Annotated in this window: 9 protein-coding genes and 1 pseudogene; all 10 read right to left on the bottom strand. The window is 41.8% G+C overall.

The features are described from left to right. Positions 1–891: 891 nt before the first annotated feature. The 10 genes and pseudogenes from RMX89_RS21380 to RMX89_RS21335 all read right to left on the bottom strand — a co-directional run bounded on the left by RMX89_RS21380 (position 892) and on the right by RMX89_RS21335 (position 15,388). On the bottom strand, positions 892–2,256 hold the full coding sequence (locus RMX89_RS21380; protein WP_322690346.1) for a hypothetical protein: 1,365 nt from the start codon (positions 2,254–2,256) through the stop codon (positions 892–894). A gap of 363 nt (positions 2,257–2,619) precedes the next feature. Continuing rightward, the gene (locus tag RMX89_RS21375) at positions 2,620–3,498 is read right to left on the bottom strand and encodes a hypothetical protein (RefSeq protein ID WP_322690345.1); all 879 of its coding nucleotides are present in this window, start codon (positions 3,496–3,498) and stop codon (positions 2,620–2,622) included. Positions 3,499–4,577: 1,079 nt separating this feature from the next. Then, positions 4,578–6,831 (bottom strand): annotated as a pseudogene (locus RMX89_RS21370) (pentapeptide repeat-containing protein). Continuing rightward, positions 6,824–7,849, bottom strand: a complete 1,026-nt coding sequence (locus RMX89_RS21365) for a zinc-dependent alcohol dehydrogenase family protein (RefSeq protein WP_322684412.1) — start codon at positions 7,847–7,849, stop codon at positions 6,824–6,826. Before RMX89_RS21365 ends, RMX89_RS21370 begins: the two are co-directional and overlap by 8 nt. Before the next feature lie 426 nt (positions 7,850–8,275). After that, complete coding sequence (aroH, locus tag RMX89_RS21360) at positions 8,276–8,713, bottom strand: chorismate mutase (RefSeq protein WP_322674442.1); 438 nt, start codon at positions 8,711–8,713, stop codon at positions 8,276–8,278. 108 nt (positions 8,714–8,821) lie between these two features. Then, complete coding sequence (locus RMX89_RS21355) at positions 8,822–10,570, bottom strand: cupin domain-containing protein (RefSeq protein ID WP_322690344.1); 1,749 nt, start codon at positions 10,568–10,570, stop codon at positions 8,822–8,824. A gap of 258 nt (positions 10,571–10,828) precedes the next feature. After that, positions 10,829–10,954: a hypothetical protein gene (locus RMX89_RS21350; protein ID WP_322690343.1), complete on the bottom strand. Its 126-nt coding sequence runs from the start codon at positions 10,952–10,954 to the stop codon at positions 10,829–10,831. A gap of 48 nt (positions 10,955–11,002) precedes the next feature. Beyond that, complete coding sequence (locus tag RMX89_RS21345) at positions 11,003–11,914, bottom strand: SDR family oxidoreductase (protein WP_322690342.1); 912 nt, start codon at positions 11,912–11,914, stop codon at positions 11,003–11,005. Beyond that, on the bottom strand, positions 11,914–12,903 hold the full coding sequence (locus tag RMX89_RS21340; RefSeq protein WP_322690341.1) for a hypothetical protein: 990 nt from the start codon (positions 12,901–12,903) through the stop codon (positions 11,914–11,916). Before RMX89_RS21340 ends, RMX89_RS21345 begins: the two co-directional genes overlap by 1 nt. Before the next feature lie 379 nt (positions 12,904–13,282). Beyond that, complete coding sequence (locus RMX89_RS21335; protein ID WP_322690340.1) at positions 13,283–15,388, bottom strand: calcium-binding protein; 2,106 nt, start codon at positions 15,386–15,388, stop codon at positions 13,283–13,285. Between the last annotated feature and the right edge of the window lie 69 nt (positions 15,389–15,457).

Below are 15,457 nucleotides of genomic sequence, written 5' to 3'. Positions count from 1 at the left end.
ATGTATAAGAAAGGTTTAAGTATTTCCAAGAAAGGTATAAGCAGTTGCTGCAAAGACTTCATACTTTGCAACAATTACTTGTTCATGTATAAGAAAGGTTTAAGTATTTCCAAGAAAGGTATAAGCAGTTGCTGCAAAGGTTTCATGCTTTGCAACAATTACTTGTTCATGTATAAGAAAGGTTTAAATCATTGCAACAATTGTTGTAATGAACTTATGAGTTGCTTTATAGTGCGTCACTTCGGCTACGCTCAGGACAGGCTCAGTGAACGTCGTAGATATCGCAAACCGTCTCCATGAGCATAGGTTGGCGCAGACAGCATCAATTCTCGCTAATTACTGCTGTAAGTCAACCTGGTACAAAAACAGAAAGAGGTATATCCCAGTTTTATTTTGTACTGAGAGAATAACTGTCATGGCGATCGCGCAGCGTGTCCCGCAGCGTGTCCCAGACAAGCAATTGCATGGACTAGTTCTTAGTTGGAGATTTTGCGATTGCTTCGCTTCATATCATGTCCGCTTGATTGCTTATTAAACCCGAAGAACCCCACCCCGCCAAAGCTGCACTTTGTCTCCCCTCCCGAAAAGCGGGGAGGGGTTGGGGGTGGGGTGTAATGACTGTGGTTAGTATAACTAATTATGCGGACATGATATCACTCGCAATGACATACAAAAAAGTGGGATGCTCTTAACATAAAACAGGAAGTGCGATCGCAATTAGCTGAGAAAGATTGAATTTACGTTATACCAATTTTTTATAAAGCTGCATAGAATTCGATCCCCCCTAGCCCCCCTTATAAAGGGGGGAACCAGAAAAACATATCAAAGTCCCCCAATTTATCGGGGGATTTAGGGGGATCTAGATATGTGTAACTTCACATTAAATTGGTATTAACAGTGTTGTTGTTTTTTGAACAGTGACAACAGCAAACACACCAGTCCCATTACTAACAATGGCACTGAAGCAGCAGGTTCTGGGACAGGCTGAGGGTTTTGCACAGGCTGATAATTGATGAAATTTCCTTGAATTGGGCTGAGTGATGCCAAAAGTTGCTCAATATCCTTAGATATATTAGTGTCATTACCAACACTTTTAGAAGAGATGAGGCGGTTAAAGGTTTGGCTACTTGATGCATCAAAATTTCCTGTGAACCCAAGAAAATTTTGACCTATTTTACCTATCAGAGAGTCAATCAGATTGTTAACGTCAGTTTTGATCCCTAGTGGGGATAACTTTAAACTGCTGAGATTATTGACGTTTCCAATCGTTGTATTGTCAGTCTTTGTTAACCAATTGCCATTACCAATAATTTCATTTCCATTGGTAAAAACCCAGTTACCATTACCAATAATTGTATTATCTTTACCGAAGTCCCAATTACCGTTTCCAATGGTTGCGTTGTCACTGCCGAAATGCCAATTACCATTACCTAGTGTTGCATTATTACTTCCCTTGTCCCAATACCAGTTGCCGTTACCAAGGGTTGTGTTATCCTTTCCAAATAGCCAGTTGCCATTTCCGATAGTTGTGTTGTCATTATTAAAGTTCCAGTTACCATTACCAATGGTTGCACTGTTACTGCCAGAATCCGAGTTAAAATTACCAATAGTTGCGTTATTACTACCAGAGTCCTTGTTACCATTGCCAACCGGTGCGTTGCTCTGATTAAAGGTTTGGCTACCTGAATTAGATGTATTCCCAGTGTTACTAAAAGGTATATTGTTACCAAGGACTTCTTTCAACGGATCGAAAGGCGATTGTTGAAGCAGACCTCCAGCACCTGCGATCGGATTACCACCGCCTGCAAATGGGTTGTCAGCGCCACCTGCGATCGGATTGCTGCTACCTGCAAAAGGGTTGGTAGCCCCACCTGCGATCGGATTACTGTTACCTGCAAAAGGGTTGTTAGCCCCACCTGGAATGGGATAACCACTGGCTGCAAACGGGTTACTACCTCCTGCCAATGTCTTGTCAATATTCTTGAAATAGTTATCACCCAAAACTAACTTTAATCGTTCAAAGATTAATTTCTGAAGCCCACTGCCACCATCACCTGCAAACGGGTTAATACCGCCACCTGGAATGGGATTGTTACCGTTACCTAATAACAGATTGCTACTACCCGTTAACAGGCTGCCTTCAGCAGAAAAACTGCTATTGGCAGCAAAGGAATTAGCACTATACAGATTGCTAGCGCCACCTGAACTTAAGGGATTAACTCCACCATTAATGGGATTGACAGCAGACGCTTCCATTGGCACTAATTCTCCTATTTATTAGTTAAAAATTTATGGAGTCTTCAGTACCTGTTATACAAATTATGAATTTGCTCAACCCAAAATCTCTTTAATAATAAAGGCTTTAATAATCTTTCCATCAAATTAATAGAAAGTATTGCTTAAACTTTTATCTCTAAAGAGTTTCAGGGCGTAAAATAGCAAACTAGTACAGTGAGGCAGAAGGCACATAACCGATAATACACGCTTTTGAGGTTTATCGAATGATATGTTTATTTGCGCCAAGCTGTACTAGCATACTATGTACTAAAGAACTCATTATTGTTCTGCTCTATTTATCTGCTGATTTTCGGAACTATTGTATTAAGTAAACGAGCTTTGTCAAGTACCAAATGATGGAATTTGTCCACCACCAAATGATGGAATTTGTCCACCACCAAATGATGGAATTTGTCCACCTTCAGATGAAGAGGTTTGTCCACCAAATGAAGGGATTTGTCCACCACCAGATGAAGAGGTTTGTCCACCAAATGAAGGGATTTGTCCACCACCAAATGAAGGGATTTGTCCACCACCAGATGAAGGGATTTGTCCACCACCCACTTCCTTGTCAAGCCTTGAGTTAACTAGCTTGTCAATAGTAGCCCTCAAAGTAAACCCGTCCGGTATTTCGGTTGTGCTAATACCATAGGTTTGGCTGCTACCACCAGTCAAAGGGTCGCTACTGCTGCCTGTGGATGGGCTACCGCCGCCAGTCAAAGGATCGCTGCCGCCTCCGAATGGGTTGCCACCACCTGTGGATGGGCTACCGCCGCCTGTGGATGGGCTACCACCGCCTGTGGATGCGCTACTGCCGCCTCCGAATGGGTTGCCACCACCTGTGGATGTGCTACTGCCGCCTGTGGATGGGCTACTGCCGCCTGTGGATGCGCTACTGCCGCCTGTGGATGGGCTACTGCCGCCTGTGGATGGGCTACCGCTAACTTTAGATGGGTTTACACCGCCTGCAAAGATATTCCAGAAGTTGTCGCCAGCGAAAGGATTGCCACCGTAGGCTAAATCAGGCTGACTGCCACCGCCACCAGCACTACCACCAAATGGGCTACTGCCATCTTCTCCCTTACCAACACCACTGAATAGATTTTTGACCCCTTCCTTACCGACAACTTCTTCCAAGCGACCGAAGGGTGATTGTTCAATCGGATTGTTCCCACTAGTAGAGGAGTTACTGCTACCACCGTTACTCAAATCTTCTGCCATTAGGATTAATCCTCCTATTGTTTGGATAAAAATCTTGCTAACATCGCAACATAAAATAACGTCAGTTCGATAAACCTCTCCCCAACCCCTCTGCGACGCAAAGAGGGGCAGAAATATTCTTCGTTGACAACGAGAAAATTATGGTTTCAAAGTCTCTCTCGCTGTGGGAGAAAGGAATGGAAACGGGGTTTTTGAGATCCGTCGAATTCACGTTAAAATAGACAAAACTTAAGTCTTTTTTGTGACTTATTTGTTATCTTTTTGTTAGCAAAACTAGTTAGTAGCTGTTAGATTATTTTGTTATCTTTATTAGATAATCAATTTTTCATCACTTGCTACTTACACTTACAATGTATATGATTTAATTTTCAAAAACAATGAAAAATGTTTTGATAAAAATATCAAAGTTGTAGATATTTTTAGATAATAATTTAGAAAAAATAAATGATTTATTTGTATAATAAAATTTAATTTTGTTTAAATATTAAGTAGGTTGGTGTAAAAATTTGTCGTTGGGATAAGGTAAGAGACACAAGTCAAAAGGCAGGAGAGGAAAGGGTTTTAGCCTAGTTTATATTTATTTACATAGTTTGGTTTTATTATGCCGACTTATTTATTTACAATGAACAATCTTTTGATAAATTTACCAAATTTTTAGATATAGCAGGAGGCAGAAGGCAGCACTTCGACTCCCTTCTCTACAAGAGGCTGCGCCAACGACTGCGCTCAGGGCAAGACGCTTAGTGACCAGAGGCAGGAGGTAAAAGTATTACTATTCCTAACTTTCATGCTTTCAAAATATCCTAACATGTGTGACTACGGCTATATTTAATCTGGGTTGATCTGACGTTATAGTGGTTCTCACTTGGGTGCAACACAGTCGTATCCTCATCCCGTATTTGAAACGTGTAAACACTCTTCTTTCCTTTGTAAGAGGAGGCGTTGGGGGTGAGGTTGAAAAATTTACTTCATATAAACGATAACCGCTATATACTACGAGACTGATAGCAGTAAATAGTATAATTGCTGGCATTATACACTACGTTGTATCATATTAGCGCTAATAAAAAGTGCAGGAATTACTTCAGATAAATCAGCAAATTCAATCCCGGAATTGTGCGGGAAAGTGTCCATAAAACTAGGGTGATGTAAATTAAACCCAAACTCCATTGATACCAAGCAAGTGCAGAGATGATACCTGGTAGGTGTTCATCTCGCAAGCGAATGTCGTTAAATCCTAATTTCACTAGATTGTTGAGACTAAAATCATAGTAGTTGAGCCAGTTCCAACGGCGATCGCCCAACAGAGGCATATATCGTTCCCGAAATGTCTGATTCCTTGGTATCACTGGCAAACGTCCAATCAATAATCGTAACTGGCGAAATGTGCCATCTTCTGTGAAGTAAGAAACGTCCATTAAGTCATGATAACGACCTTGTTGATAAAGTCGGATCAATAAAGCCATTGGGACGGGGACAAGAATTATTACCAGACATCCCAATGTCAGCCAAGGTTGTTCGGCATTGCGAAAGATCGCTAGTAAGCTGAAGAATTCTAAAACGCTAAAACTGATTAATATCGAAATGGTTTCGTAGAATGTGGGAATAATTGGTACGGGATGCAGCCGACGATAGCGATCCACTAGCCAAAATAGTAGCCCGAAATAAGCGATCGCTAATCCTCCCACGCCAAAGACTAACCAAAAATTTGTCCCATAGCCACTCAACAATAACAATACACTCAACGCCAACCAACTCCAAGCTTGCAGCAACCACCCAACAATAGAAAGGGTTTCGCCAACAATTAAGCGATCGCTTAGTTGGGTATATTTTTCTAAATCGATGTCTGCAATGGTGAGTAACTCACTACTGTTACGAAAGGATTTTACCAGACGACGCTGGGCGATCGCTTGGGCTTGAGTTGCAGAAAAACCCAAATTCATCAAACTTGCAACAGTTGCACTATTAATATTTGTAGCCGTCAAACGATGCCCAAACTCGATTAATCGCAATCGTTGTTTTGTGTATTCCAGTTCATTAGCATCGGCAACTTGCTGTTGCTGACGGAAATTTTGCCCCAAATTCCGCAAGACGTTTTGATTACCTTGCAATGTTGGGATGCAGAACATCTGACCAATCTGACCGGGATTACCTAAAATTTTCGCTTGGTTAGAGTTAAAATGTTAAACCAGGTACGCTTAAACAAGCCTCTTTAGCAAACCTGGCATCACTAAAATCTGCAAGGTTAAGAATGTTCGCACCTTGCAGATTTATCAATAGGTTAAACTCCGCTTCTCGGAAGCTTACACCTTGCTCAAAAATCGCTTCTGTTAAAAGAAGAAACTGATTAAAACCTGCTTTAGTAAACTGGGCTTGACTGGCAAAATCCACTTGCGAAAAATCAGCATTTCCTTCCCATTGGACACTACTAAATTTAGCCAACTGTTTAAAAATTGCTTGGTTGAAGTTGGCAGTTGTCTCAAAGATACTACCTTGAAAATCAGCCAGTTCCCGAAATTTAATTTTTTTAAAGTTAGCTTTTTCAAAAAATATACTGCCCTGAAAATTGCTTGGTTGCTGGAAGTTAGCACTGGTAAAATTAACAGGACGAGCAAATCTGGTTTGAGTCCAGTCAGTAGGTTGGAGAAAAGTTGCACCTTGGGCATCAACAGACTGAAGAAAAAAAGTATTGGAGAACTTCACTTCGCCGTTGAAGCGAGTTTGCACCAGTGTTAAGACACCACGAAAGACGGCGATTTCACTGGCTGGGGTTGACTCTGTTCCCAGAAGCGATCGACAATCTTTAGAGTTGGGTAAAGCGTAGGCGTAGCCCGTCATAGACATCGCGAGTGACTCTAGACAAACAAAGCGCAAACGTTCTAGTTTTTCTTGTTCGGTAGCGGTGAAAATGGGTGCGATCGCTTTTGCATATAATGGTGTTCTTAAACCCAAATCGCTGCCGACAAAATCCCCCAGAATCAAAGCATAGCTGAGGTCTAAACCCAGAGGTTTTGTACCGAGTTCTTTTCGCAGTAGTTGGTAAAAAGTATCACGAAAGCTGGCGTTTTCTGGGCGTAAATCGATCGCCATTTTTTGCAAATCTACGGTTAAATTTCCTTCGCGGAGTATCGGTGTGCGTAGTCGTTCTTGCAATAATTCTAGGGTTAAGGGTGTGCGTTCTGGTTGTGTTTGTGCTGCCGAAGCTGGTAGGGGGAGGAAGAGTAAAACGCAAAGGAACGCTAAGGGAAGCGCAGAGGTACGCCAAGAAACTCCTCTGTGTACCTTTGCGTTTAACCTCTGCGTGCCTTTGCGTTTAAAAGATAAATTATGCAAATTGTTTCGATCGTTCGTCACTAATCAGCAGAACAATTTTACCTGTCACAGACCCACTTTCAATTAATTGGTGGGCTTTAGCTGCTTCTTTTAAGGGAAATTTGTGACTCACATGGATTTTTAATTTGCCTTCATCGATCCAGGTGGCAGATTGTTCGAGAATTTCTGCATGATGGTGGAGACTATCTTGTAATCCTAGCAAGGCTGGTGCCAACATGAATTCTAAACCAATGCGGAGGTTGCGAGTTCTAGCAGTTTTCCAAACAGTATTGGCATTTGGTTCGAGAATCGTCACAATATCGCCATAGACTCGCACTGCGGGGAAGGTTTTGTGAAAGGTTTCGCCACCAACGGTATCAAAAGCCAAGTCTACGCCTTCGCCACCAGTCCAATCTAATACCGCTTGCACAAAGTCTGTTTGTTTGTAAAAAATTACATTATCGGCACCGAGTTCTTTGACAAAATTAGCTTTTTCTTCAGAACCCACTGTGGTGGAAACAGTAGCACCTTTGAGTTTCGCCAATTGAATTGCTACATGGCCGACACCACCAGCACCCGCATGAATCAAAACCCGTTCCCCAGGTTCTAATCGTCCCCGTTCATATAAAGCTTCCCAGGCGGTGATTAATACTAAAGGTGCTGCTGCGGCTTCGGCAAAGGAGATAGAGGCGGGTTTACGTGCCACAAACCGCTCATCAACAACGGTATATTCAGCGTAATTTCCTTGGTGTGCGCCCAAGCCACCATAGCAAAAATATACTTCATCACCTGCGCGAAAACGCTGAACGCCAGCACCTACTGCTTCCACGATCCCTGCACCATCGCATCCTAAAATTGTCGGCGTGCGATCGGGGTAGAAACTGCCTCGACTCCGAAGTTTAGTGTCAATGGGGTTAATGCCAGCCGCCACTAAACGCACTAAAAGTTCAGTATTCCCGACAGGAACAGCAGGGTTTGGCACATCCTGCACTTGTAGAACTTCGGGATTGCCAGCTGCTGTCATCAAGACTGCTTTCACAACTCTTTCCTCCTGGCTTTAGATGCACATTCTTATGCAACTTTACCGCAAGAGGGTAGATCCAGAGATATTTATCAGCCAAAACTGCAATGTCTCCCACGTTTTTAAATATGGGTTCCCTTCCGTCTCCTGCCTCCTGAATTACAAAAGATGATTGTTTTTGTCCAACTTCTTTAGCTGCCAGTAATACACTTAGGGACATCCAAAAATTAAATTACTCAATTTTTGCATCCAATAAAAGCAGGGGGGACAAGGTAGACTTGGTAGCAATATCTCTCCCAAGTCTTTCCAAAGCGATTGATTATTTTTTATTTGGAAGTCCCTTAGGGCATTATCACATAAGTACTTTCCTCGCCAGCACCATTGACTTCTTCTCGTAAAAAGCTGTGTGCTAGCTTAAATTTTTGGATGAGGTTTTGCGATCGCCTAACGTAACAATGCTATATCTGGACGTAACTGAGCGGCACGGTGTAGATAGACTGGGCGTAATGCATTCTGGGGTAGAGGAGTGTTTAAGTGGATTAGCACCCGAATGCAGCGATCGAGGCTATTGGCAACCTGCATCTGTTGCACATCTAGCAAAGGAACTCGATCCCAACCAGGACGACGACGTGCTACCGCCGCCGGAAACATTGCATCCAAATCTGAAGTTGCCGAAAAGGTAACACTGACGATTTCATCAGGATCTAAAACATTGTTTGTTTCTAAGGCGTTTAATAATTCATCTACAGCCTCAGTAATTGCTTTTATAGAGTTGTAGCTGACTGTCGTTGCGCCTCGAAGTCCTCGGACTCGCCATTCTCCCGATACCTTTGACACGCTGGAATGTTGATCTATGTGCGTTGAAAAAGTGAGCTTATCCATATTAATTTGAAGGTTGCGTATTTAAGTTTTTCTGTACACAGCAATTGCCAATTGTAAATCTCAATTGTTGATAGTTTTATTTGGCAATCTCAGATTAGTTAAAGAAAGCTAGACAATCAAGAAATCAGCACTTGTTATAGTACTGACTTGTACCCCACTCAAGATCGTTAAAGGCTCATTGCTGCTAGTAATATTAATCAAAGTATCATTTACACTACCACCAGTACCTTGATAGATTGTTAAATCGGCAAATGTCAGACCACCAAAAAGCCCAATAGAATCTTCCCCATCAGTAAAGTCAACAATGGTATCAATCCCCGATCCAGATGTAAAGGAGAATGTGTCTTTGCCACTACCACCAATCAGAGTATCCCAACCAAAGCCGCCTACAAGGGTATCATTGCCAGCACCGCCCCGAAGCAAGTCATCACCGCTCAACCCCAACAGATAGTCATTGCCACCCTGACCGTTAATAACATCATTAGATTTGTCAAAGCCACTAGTATTATTATTAAGATCGTTCAGGAATGTTACCGAGTTACGATTGTAAACACTACTCCTTTGTTCATTCGCATTCAAGACATCAAAGCTGTCTTGAAACCCCGTCTGCCCGTTAAACAAAATATTGCCAATATCCACCGATGCACCTGTGGCTTGGCGAAGGTTATCTAGGTTTTGTAAGGCAAATTTTTGCAAGACGACCCCAGTATTCTCAACTCCCTCAAAGGTTATGAGCAGATCATCTTGATTCTGAGTTAAGAGCAGATTTCTAGCAGTCAGCCCATTACCCTCAAATTTTAGAGTATCAATTTCAGCAGATACGTCTGTAGATGGCCGAGATCCCGACCCTACACCACCAAAGTCAGTAATGGTGTCGATGCCGTTACCAAGTTGAACTGTAAACAAGTCTATATTTCCACCACCCGTAAGGAGGTCGTTTCCTTTTCCACCAATAATGTTTTCACTGCTTTTCCCACCGATAAGGATGTTATCACTATCATCTCCAACCAGAAGAACACCATTTTTTCCTTTGGGTCGAGCGTCATTGTCTACAATTGTGAGAGTAGCCGTATTCTGCAATAGCCCAATAATTGCGCCGCCTGTAGCATCGCTTAAGGTGAGGTTGATAGTTTTATTAGCCTCGATTGAATTATCATCAACGATCGCAATGTTTACAACTTTAACTCTTTCTCCGTCAGCAAAGTTAACCTTTATCTGTTGAGAACCGTTATAATCTTCGAGATATTTAGCAGTACCATCTTTTAAAGTGATAGTAGCGCCAACTGCCCCTGTATCATCTAACGGGCGGATCAAAGTTACTGCTGCTATGGGAGAACCATCTTCATTGACGCTGTATTCAGTGCCAGCAAAAATTATTGAGTCTAGGGGTACTGATGCGTTATCCTTAAAGGCTTGCACGATTTTATCAAGTCCTTCATCTGTAAATAGCGGAAAAGCCGCAGATATATCTGTCCCTGGACGACTTGTATCCTCAATCAATTTGTCAAGCCCGGAGGGAATACCTTGGATAATCATTCTCGCTGGCCGATCTTCAAGATTGCGATAGGCGTGGGTTTGCCCTTTAGGCACATTCACAAAAGTTCCAGGAGTTGCGGTAATAACTCGATCGTTCAACTGAAATTTTACAGTTCCCTCGACAATGTAAAATCCTTCGTCTTGCTGAAGGTGGATATGCGGTGTAGTCCCGACATTTGATGGAACATAAGCATCAAATAGATCGTATTTACCACCAGTATCTTCGCCAGTTGAGATAAATTTTACCAAGTCTCCAACCACCCACAATGACTTACTCGATTTGTTGGCTGGTGTCTGTTGAAAGCGATTATATTCTGTCATTCTTGTTCTCCTTTCGATCTGAATTGATGGTGAGCTAGTTTTGGTTTGATGTTATAAGCGCAGACATAGGCTTTATTGCTTGAATATTTTCTTGTTTAGTCAAGTGTTGAGTATTTATGTCTGCATTTGCGAATAAATGTGGATTTATTAATCTGGAACTTGACTTACAAGATTCAAGTTTGGTAGGAAATAGTTACGGATGATACTTATTTATCGCGTCTTTATTTGATATTTACGCAAAAAGTCTGAGAAAACACTTTAGAATTTGGATTGTAGCAATATTGCAGTAATTGCGATCGCTATTAAGTTCACCCTATATTTTTTAGGGTTGCGATCGCCCATAAAAACCTCAATAGATGTAGATTCCACTCTTTTTGTTCCCATCCAAACTAGTTTGGATGGGATTGTTTGGATCAAACTGATGCTAATAAATTACCTCGTTACCGCCAGCCCATTTTGGTTTGCCCAACGTCTAATAGAATCTCTCAAAGACGGAACCTCAGCAAATAAACGACGTTGCAAAGTAGTATCAGCTACATATTTACCTGAAGAAACATATTCCATAGCCTTATCAGTACCCCGAAACATAGGATTAATAACTGCCATAAACTTAAACAAGATTGTTTTGACCAAAGGTGGAATTGTTTGCAATTGCACTTTCTGCCCAGTTATTTCTGAGAGCAAATTAGCAATTTCTCTAAGGTTAGTTGGCTGTTCAGTGCCCAAATCGATGCGATGTCCTACAGCTTCAGGTGTCTCAATAGCTAAGACAAGATACCGGGCCACATCATCTGAGTGAATCGTCGATGCTGGCGCGTCTGCATCAGCCATAGCTCGAAATTTACCATTTTTGATATCTTTAAGACTAAAGCCCAATAGTGTATCAACGAATCCGCCTGGTCGCAACGATACAAAAGGAACTCCAGATTTCTCAATATAATCCTCAGTCACAGATTTCTGATAAAAGTGAGGTACAGATTTTGCTTTTTCTGCCGTCAAAATACTTGTAAAAACGAACAATTTAATTTGCATTTGCTTGGCTGCATCAACCAGATTGCGATTTCCCTTGTCGTCAGTGTTTTCTAAAGAGTCTCCTTTCTTTCTATGTGAGTAACCGTTAGCCGTTGTAATTACAACATCAATATTATGCATTGCAGGCAAAAGTGTCTCATACTCGGTTATGTCGCCCCGAACTATTTCCACACCTTGAGCTTGCAAGTGAGAAGCTTCAGTTCCAGGGCGAACTAAAGCACGGACTCTATGACCTTTTTGCAGCAGTTCTTTAACCACTTTGCCGCCAAGCAAACCAGTTGCACCAATTACGATAACTTGACGCTGAAGCATTATCTAAACTCCTTAACTCTAAATATTTTATTTGACTTTTCAGACTTGATTAAAGTTCTATTTTTTTGTCTAGTTTTCCGTACTAAATTTGTAGCAATATAAGCAGTAAAGCCCAAAATCCCTAATGTAGAAGTTGGTTCTGGGACAGCGATAGAAGAAACTGGTAAACCAGGATAAGTAGCGGTGAATTTTCTCAGAGTACTTTCCTCAGATTCCCCGCCTCTATTACGAACTTCTTGACTTAAACCTTTGATATAGTTTGTCCAACCCATTTCAGGAGGCCCCCCGAAATCACCACCAAAATCTCCAAATACATTAGTCAACTGTGTGACAGAGTTAGTATAAAATGTCAGCGTACCATCTGGGTTTTCTTTAAACCCAAATTTTCTTGAGCCGTTCACTGGATGTTTTCCCGTTACGCCACTGGTAATAGTTGATAAGGTAAAATGATCGTCGGTCAAATCTGTAAGCATCACAGAAACATCATCTTCGTAATTAGGAAGACCCAGTGCTGCAAAAAGGCGCAATTTTATATCATAAATATCGCCTACCTTTGGTGGTGTGGAGGTGTTCCTGGGAATTAGCTGATTGAGCGTATCATCACCGCTAGAGAGATAATCATCAAAAGATTGATAATTTATTGCCCCATTTGGGTCTTTAGCTATTTCTAAGAGAAAATCTGTAGGCGTTAGCCCTTGGGGCATTTTGTCAACCAAAACAGAAATTTCGTCATAAAAAACTTTTTTATTCTTAGTAAGTAACTGCAAGTTGCCGTTATCTGCTTGAAGGGCTGCCTTAACTGTGGGATTTTGAGACCAAGGTTCTGTAAACAATTCCAAATGGGTTTTCAGTGGGTCGTAAGGTTCTGATTGCAAACTGAATTCACTAGCAAGAGCCGGACTACTAAAAGAAATTACAGGAGTAGTTAAGCCCAAGGTAAATAAAAGTGGTATAAACCCTAATAATTTGTGCTGAGAACGCAGTTTCATAATTGATTACTTCCAAAAATTTAAGTTACAAAATACTAGGAAACTGGCATAGCGATGAAGAAATAATTTTCCAAACAAAATATTTTTTACTGCTGAAAATATATGCGATCGCTAAGAGGTTGTTTGAAAAGTGGTTAACTGTGATTTTAATTGCGTTTTTACCCCCCTTATAAAGGGGGGAAACAAGAAAAATCCGATTCTCTCCCCAATACATCCGGGCAGGGTTAGGGAGTGGTAAAAAAATATTTGACACATCAATCATGACTTTTCAAACATCCTCTAAAGCCAGTTTCCCAGATTTGATTTGCCAAATCTCAATGTTGGTAATTTCCAATAACCTATCGTAAAAAACGACTAACTGGGAATTTCCTGAGACTTTTTAAACGCGAACGAAATAGCTATCACTCAGATTTAAACCTGTGACTCCTTGGACAGTAGCAATCAACTCTAGAGGCTGATTTGCTCTTTGTAAAAATATATCTGTGGATGCTACACCTGAAGGAGAGCTAGAACCTGTAGCTAAAACATAATTAGCATCCGTTACACTTTGCAATTGGATGAAATCTTCATTCTTTTTGAAGTCAGTAACGATCGCAGCATCATAAACATCAGAACTGCCACTATCATAAAATACATGACCGTTATTCCCCAGAATAAATGTATCTCTGCCTTGATTGCCGGTGAGCGTATCAACTTCACCACGACCAAACCCAAATAACGGATCGAATGGGTCAACACCAACAATCACATCATCTCCAGCTTCACCAGAGAGAAAATCGTTCCCGGATGCACCAACTAGTAAGTCTGCTTCTGTCCCACCGACGATAATATCATTGCCAGTACCACCATAGAGGTTGTCTTTGCCATCCGCACCATTAAGGAAGTCATCACCATCTCCACCATTGATGATGTCATTCCCGACATCACCATCAAGGATGTCGTTACCTTCTTGACCTAATATCCGGTCATTACCGGCACCACCTAAAACTCTATCCTTACCTAAACCACTATAAATAGTATCGTTACCATCTCCGCCATTGAGGTCGTCATTATCATCTTCACCATTGATTTGATCGTTGCCGATTTCTCCAAAAATGCGATCGTTGCCATCACCACCTAAAATAACATCGTCCCCGACTCCCCCAAAAAGGTCATCAGTTCCAGAACCACCATCCAGAAAGTTATCGCCTTCGTCGCCTAATAATTGGTCAAGACCATCGCCACCCGAAATAATGTCATTCCCAAAACCTGCGGCAACGATGTCATCACCAGTTCCAGCTGAGACAACATCATCTCCAGAAGTAGAAACAATCAAATCATTTCCTGCCCCAGCATAGATAGAATCGTTGCCGTCACGGCTGTCGATCAAATCGTTGCCGTCTAAACCATAAATGTTATCGTCACCCGTAGTGCCACCGATAACATCATTACTATTTGTGCCAACAATTAATCCGGCATCGGCGGAAACATAAACGAAGTAACTATCGTTTAAATCCAGATTTTTCACGCTTTGCACGCTAGCAATCAGTTCTAGCGGGTGATTTGGCCGACTGATGAGTATGTCTGTAGTGTATTCATTTCCCGCAGTCGAATTAGGCCCAGGAGATACTACATAAGTGCTACCATCTGTCAACTTTTTCAGTTGAATGAAATCCTCATCAGGGTTGAAGTCAACAATTAAACCAGCGTCAGAAACGTCAGAGCCACCTTTATTATCATAGTAGGATTCAGCAACATCCCCAAGTACAAAAGTATCGTGCCCTGAACCACCGAGCATCTCATCTCTTTCAATACCGTCCAGTCCAGGTATGCGGATAAATGGATTACTGCCAATAATTACATCATCTCCAGAACCACCATTTACATAGTCATTACCGACCGAACCAACAACTATATCGTTACCTTCTCCACCAAAAACTCGATCGTCATCAAAACCACCCAAGACGCGATCGCTCCCTAAACCACCATCTATATAGTCTTCTCCGGCGACACCAGAAATGTCGTCATCACCTTCTCCACCAAAAACTCGGTCGTTGCCATCATCACCCAAAATTTTGTCATTCCCAAGACCGCCCAAGATGAAATCGTTGCCAGTACCACCCGAAATATCATCAATCCCGTCTTTACCATTGATAAAATCGTCGCCATCTTCACCAAGTATCAGGTCATTGCCGTTAGCACCCGCAAGTTCATCATTTCCGGCACCACCTAAAATGAATTGGTTGCCTCCTGTGGCCGCAACAGTATCATTTCCAGGCCCAGCAATCACTAGTTTATTTCCAGTCCCACTAACGATGAAGTCATCACCTTCACGTCCCGAAATGAGATCGTCGCCCGCCAAACCAAAAATTTGATCGTTGCCTGTACTACCAACCAGTATATTGTCTTCAAATGTGCCAAAGAGTTGACCAGGTGCAGTTAAGGTCTTAGGGAAGTAGAAATTAGTAGAAGTTTGAGCTTGTTTTTGTTTCTGATCTTGAGACATTTTTGTTCTCCTGATTATGATGGCAAATTATGTAGGCAAATATTTTCAGTTTTCCACCAATAGAAACTG

The sequence above is a fragment of the Nostoc sp. DedSLP04 genome, from assembly GCF_034530775.1.
Classification (GTDB): Bacteria; Cyanobacteriota; Cyanobacteriia; order Cyanobacteriales; family Nostocaceae; genus Nostoc.
The sequence above is the reverse complement of the archived record's forward strand: the minus strand, read 5'-3'. Positions and strand labels throughout refer to the sequence as shown.

Coding starts and splice junctions, on each gene's coding strand:
- RMX89_RS21380 (WP_322690346.1), bottom strand. CDS start 2,256: ATGGAAGCGTCTGCTGTCAATCCCATTAATGGTGGAGTTAATCCCTTA.
- RMX89_RS21375 (WP_322690345.1), bottom strand. CDS start 3,498: ATGGCAGAAGATTTGAGTAACGGTGGTAGCAGTAACTCCTCTACTAGT.
- aroH (WP_322674442.1), bottom strand. CDS start 8,713: ATGGATAAGCTCACTTTTTCAACGCACATAGATCAACATTCCAGCGTG.
- RMX89_RS21355 (WP_322690344.1), bottom strand. CDS start 10,570: ATGACAGAATATAATCGCTTTCAACAGACACCAGCCAACAAATCGAGT.
- RMX89_RS21350 (WP_322690343.1), bottom strand. CDS start 10,954: ATGGGAACAAAAAGAGTGGAATCTACATCTATTGAGGTTTTTATGGGC.
- RMX89_RS21345 (WP_322690342.1), bottom strand. CDS start 11,914: ATGCTTCAGCGTCAAGTTATCGTAATTGGTGCAACTGGTTTGCTTGGC.
- RMX89_RS21340 (WP_322690341.1), bottom strand. CDS start 12,903: ATGAAACTGCGTTCTCAGCACAAATTATTAGGGTTTATACCACTTTTA.
- RMX89_RS21335 (WP_322690340.1), bottom strand. CDS start 15,388: ATGTCTCAAGATCAGAAACAAAAACAAGCTCAAACTTCTACTAATTTC.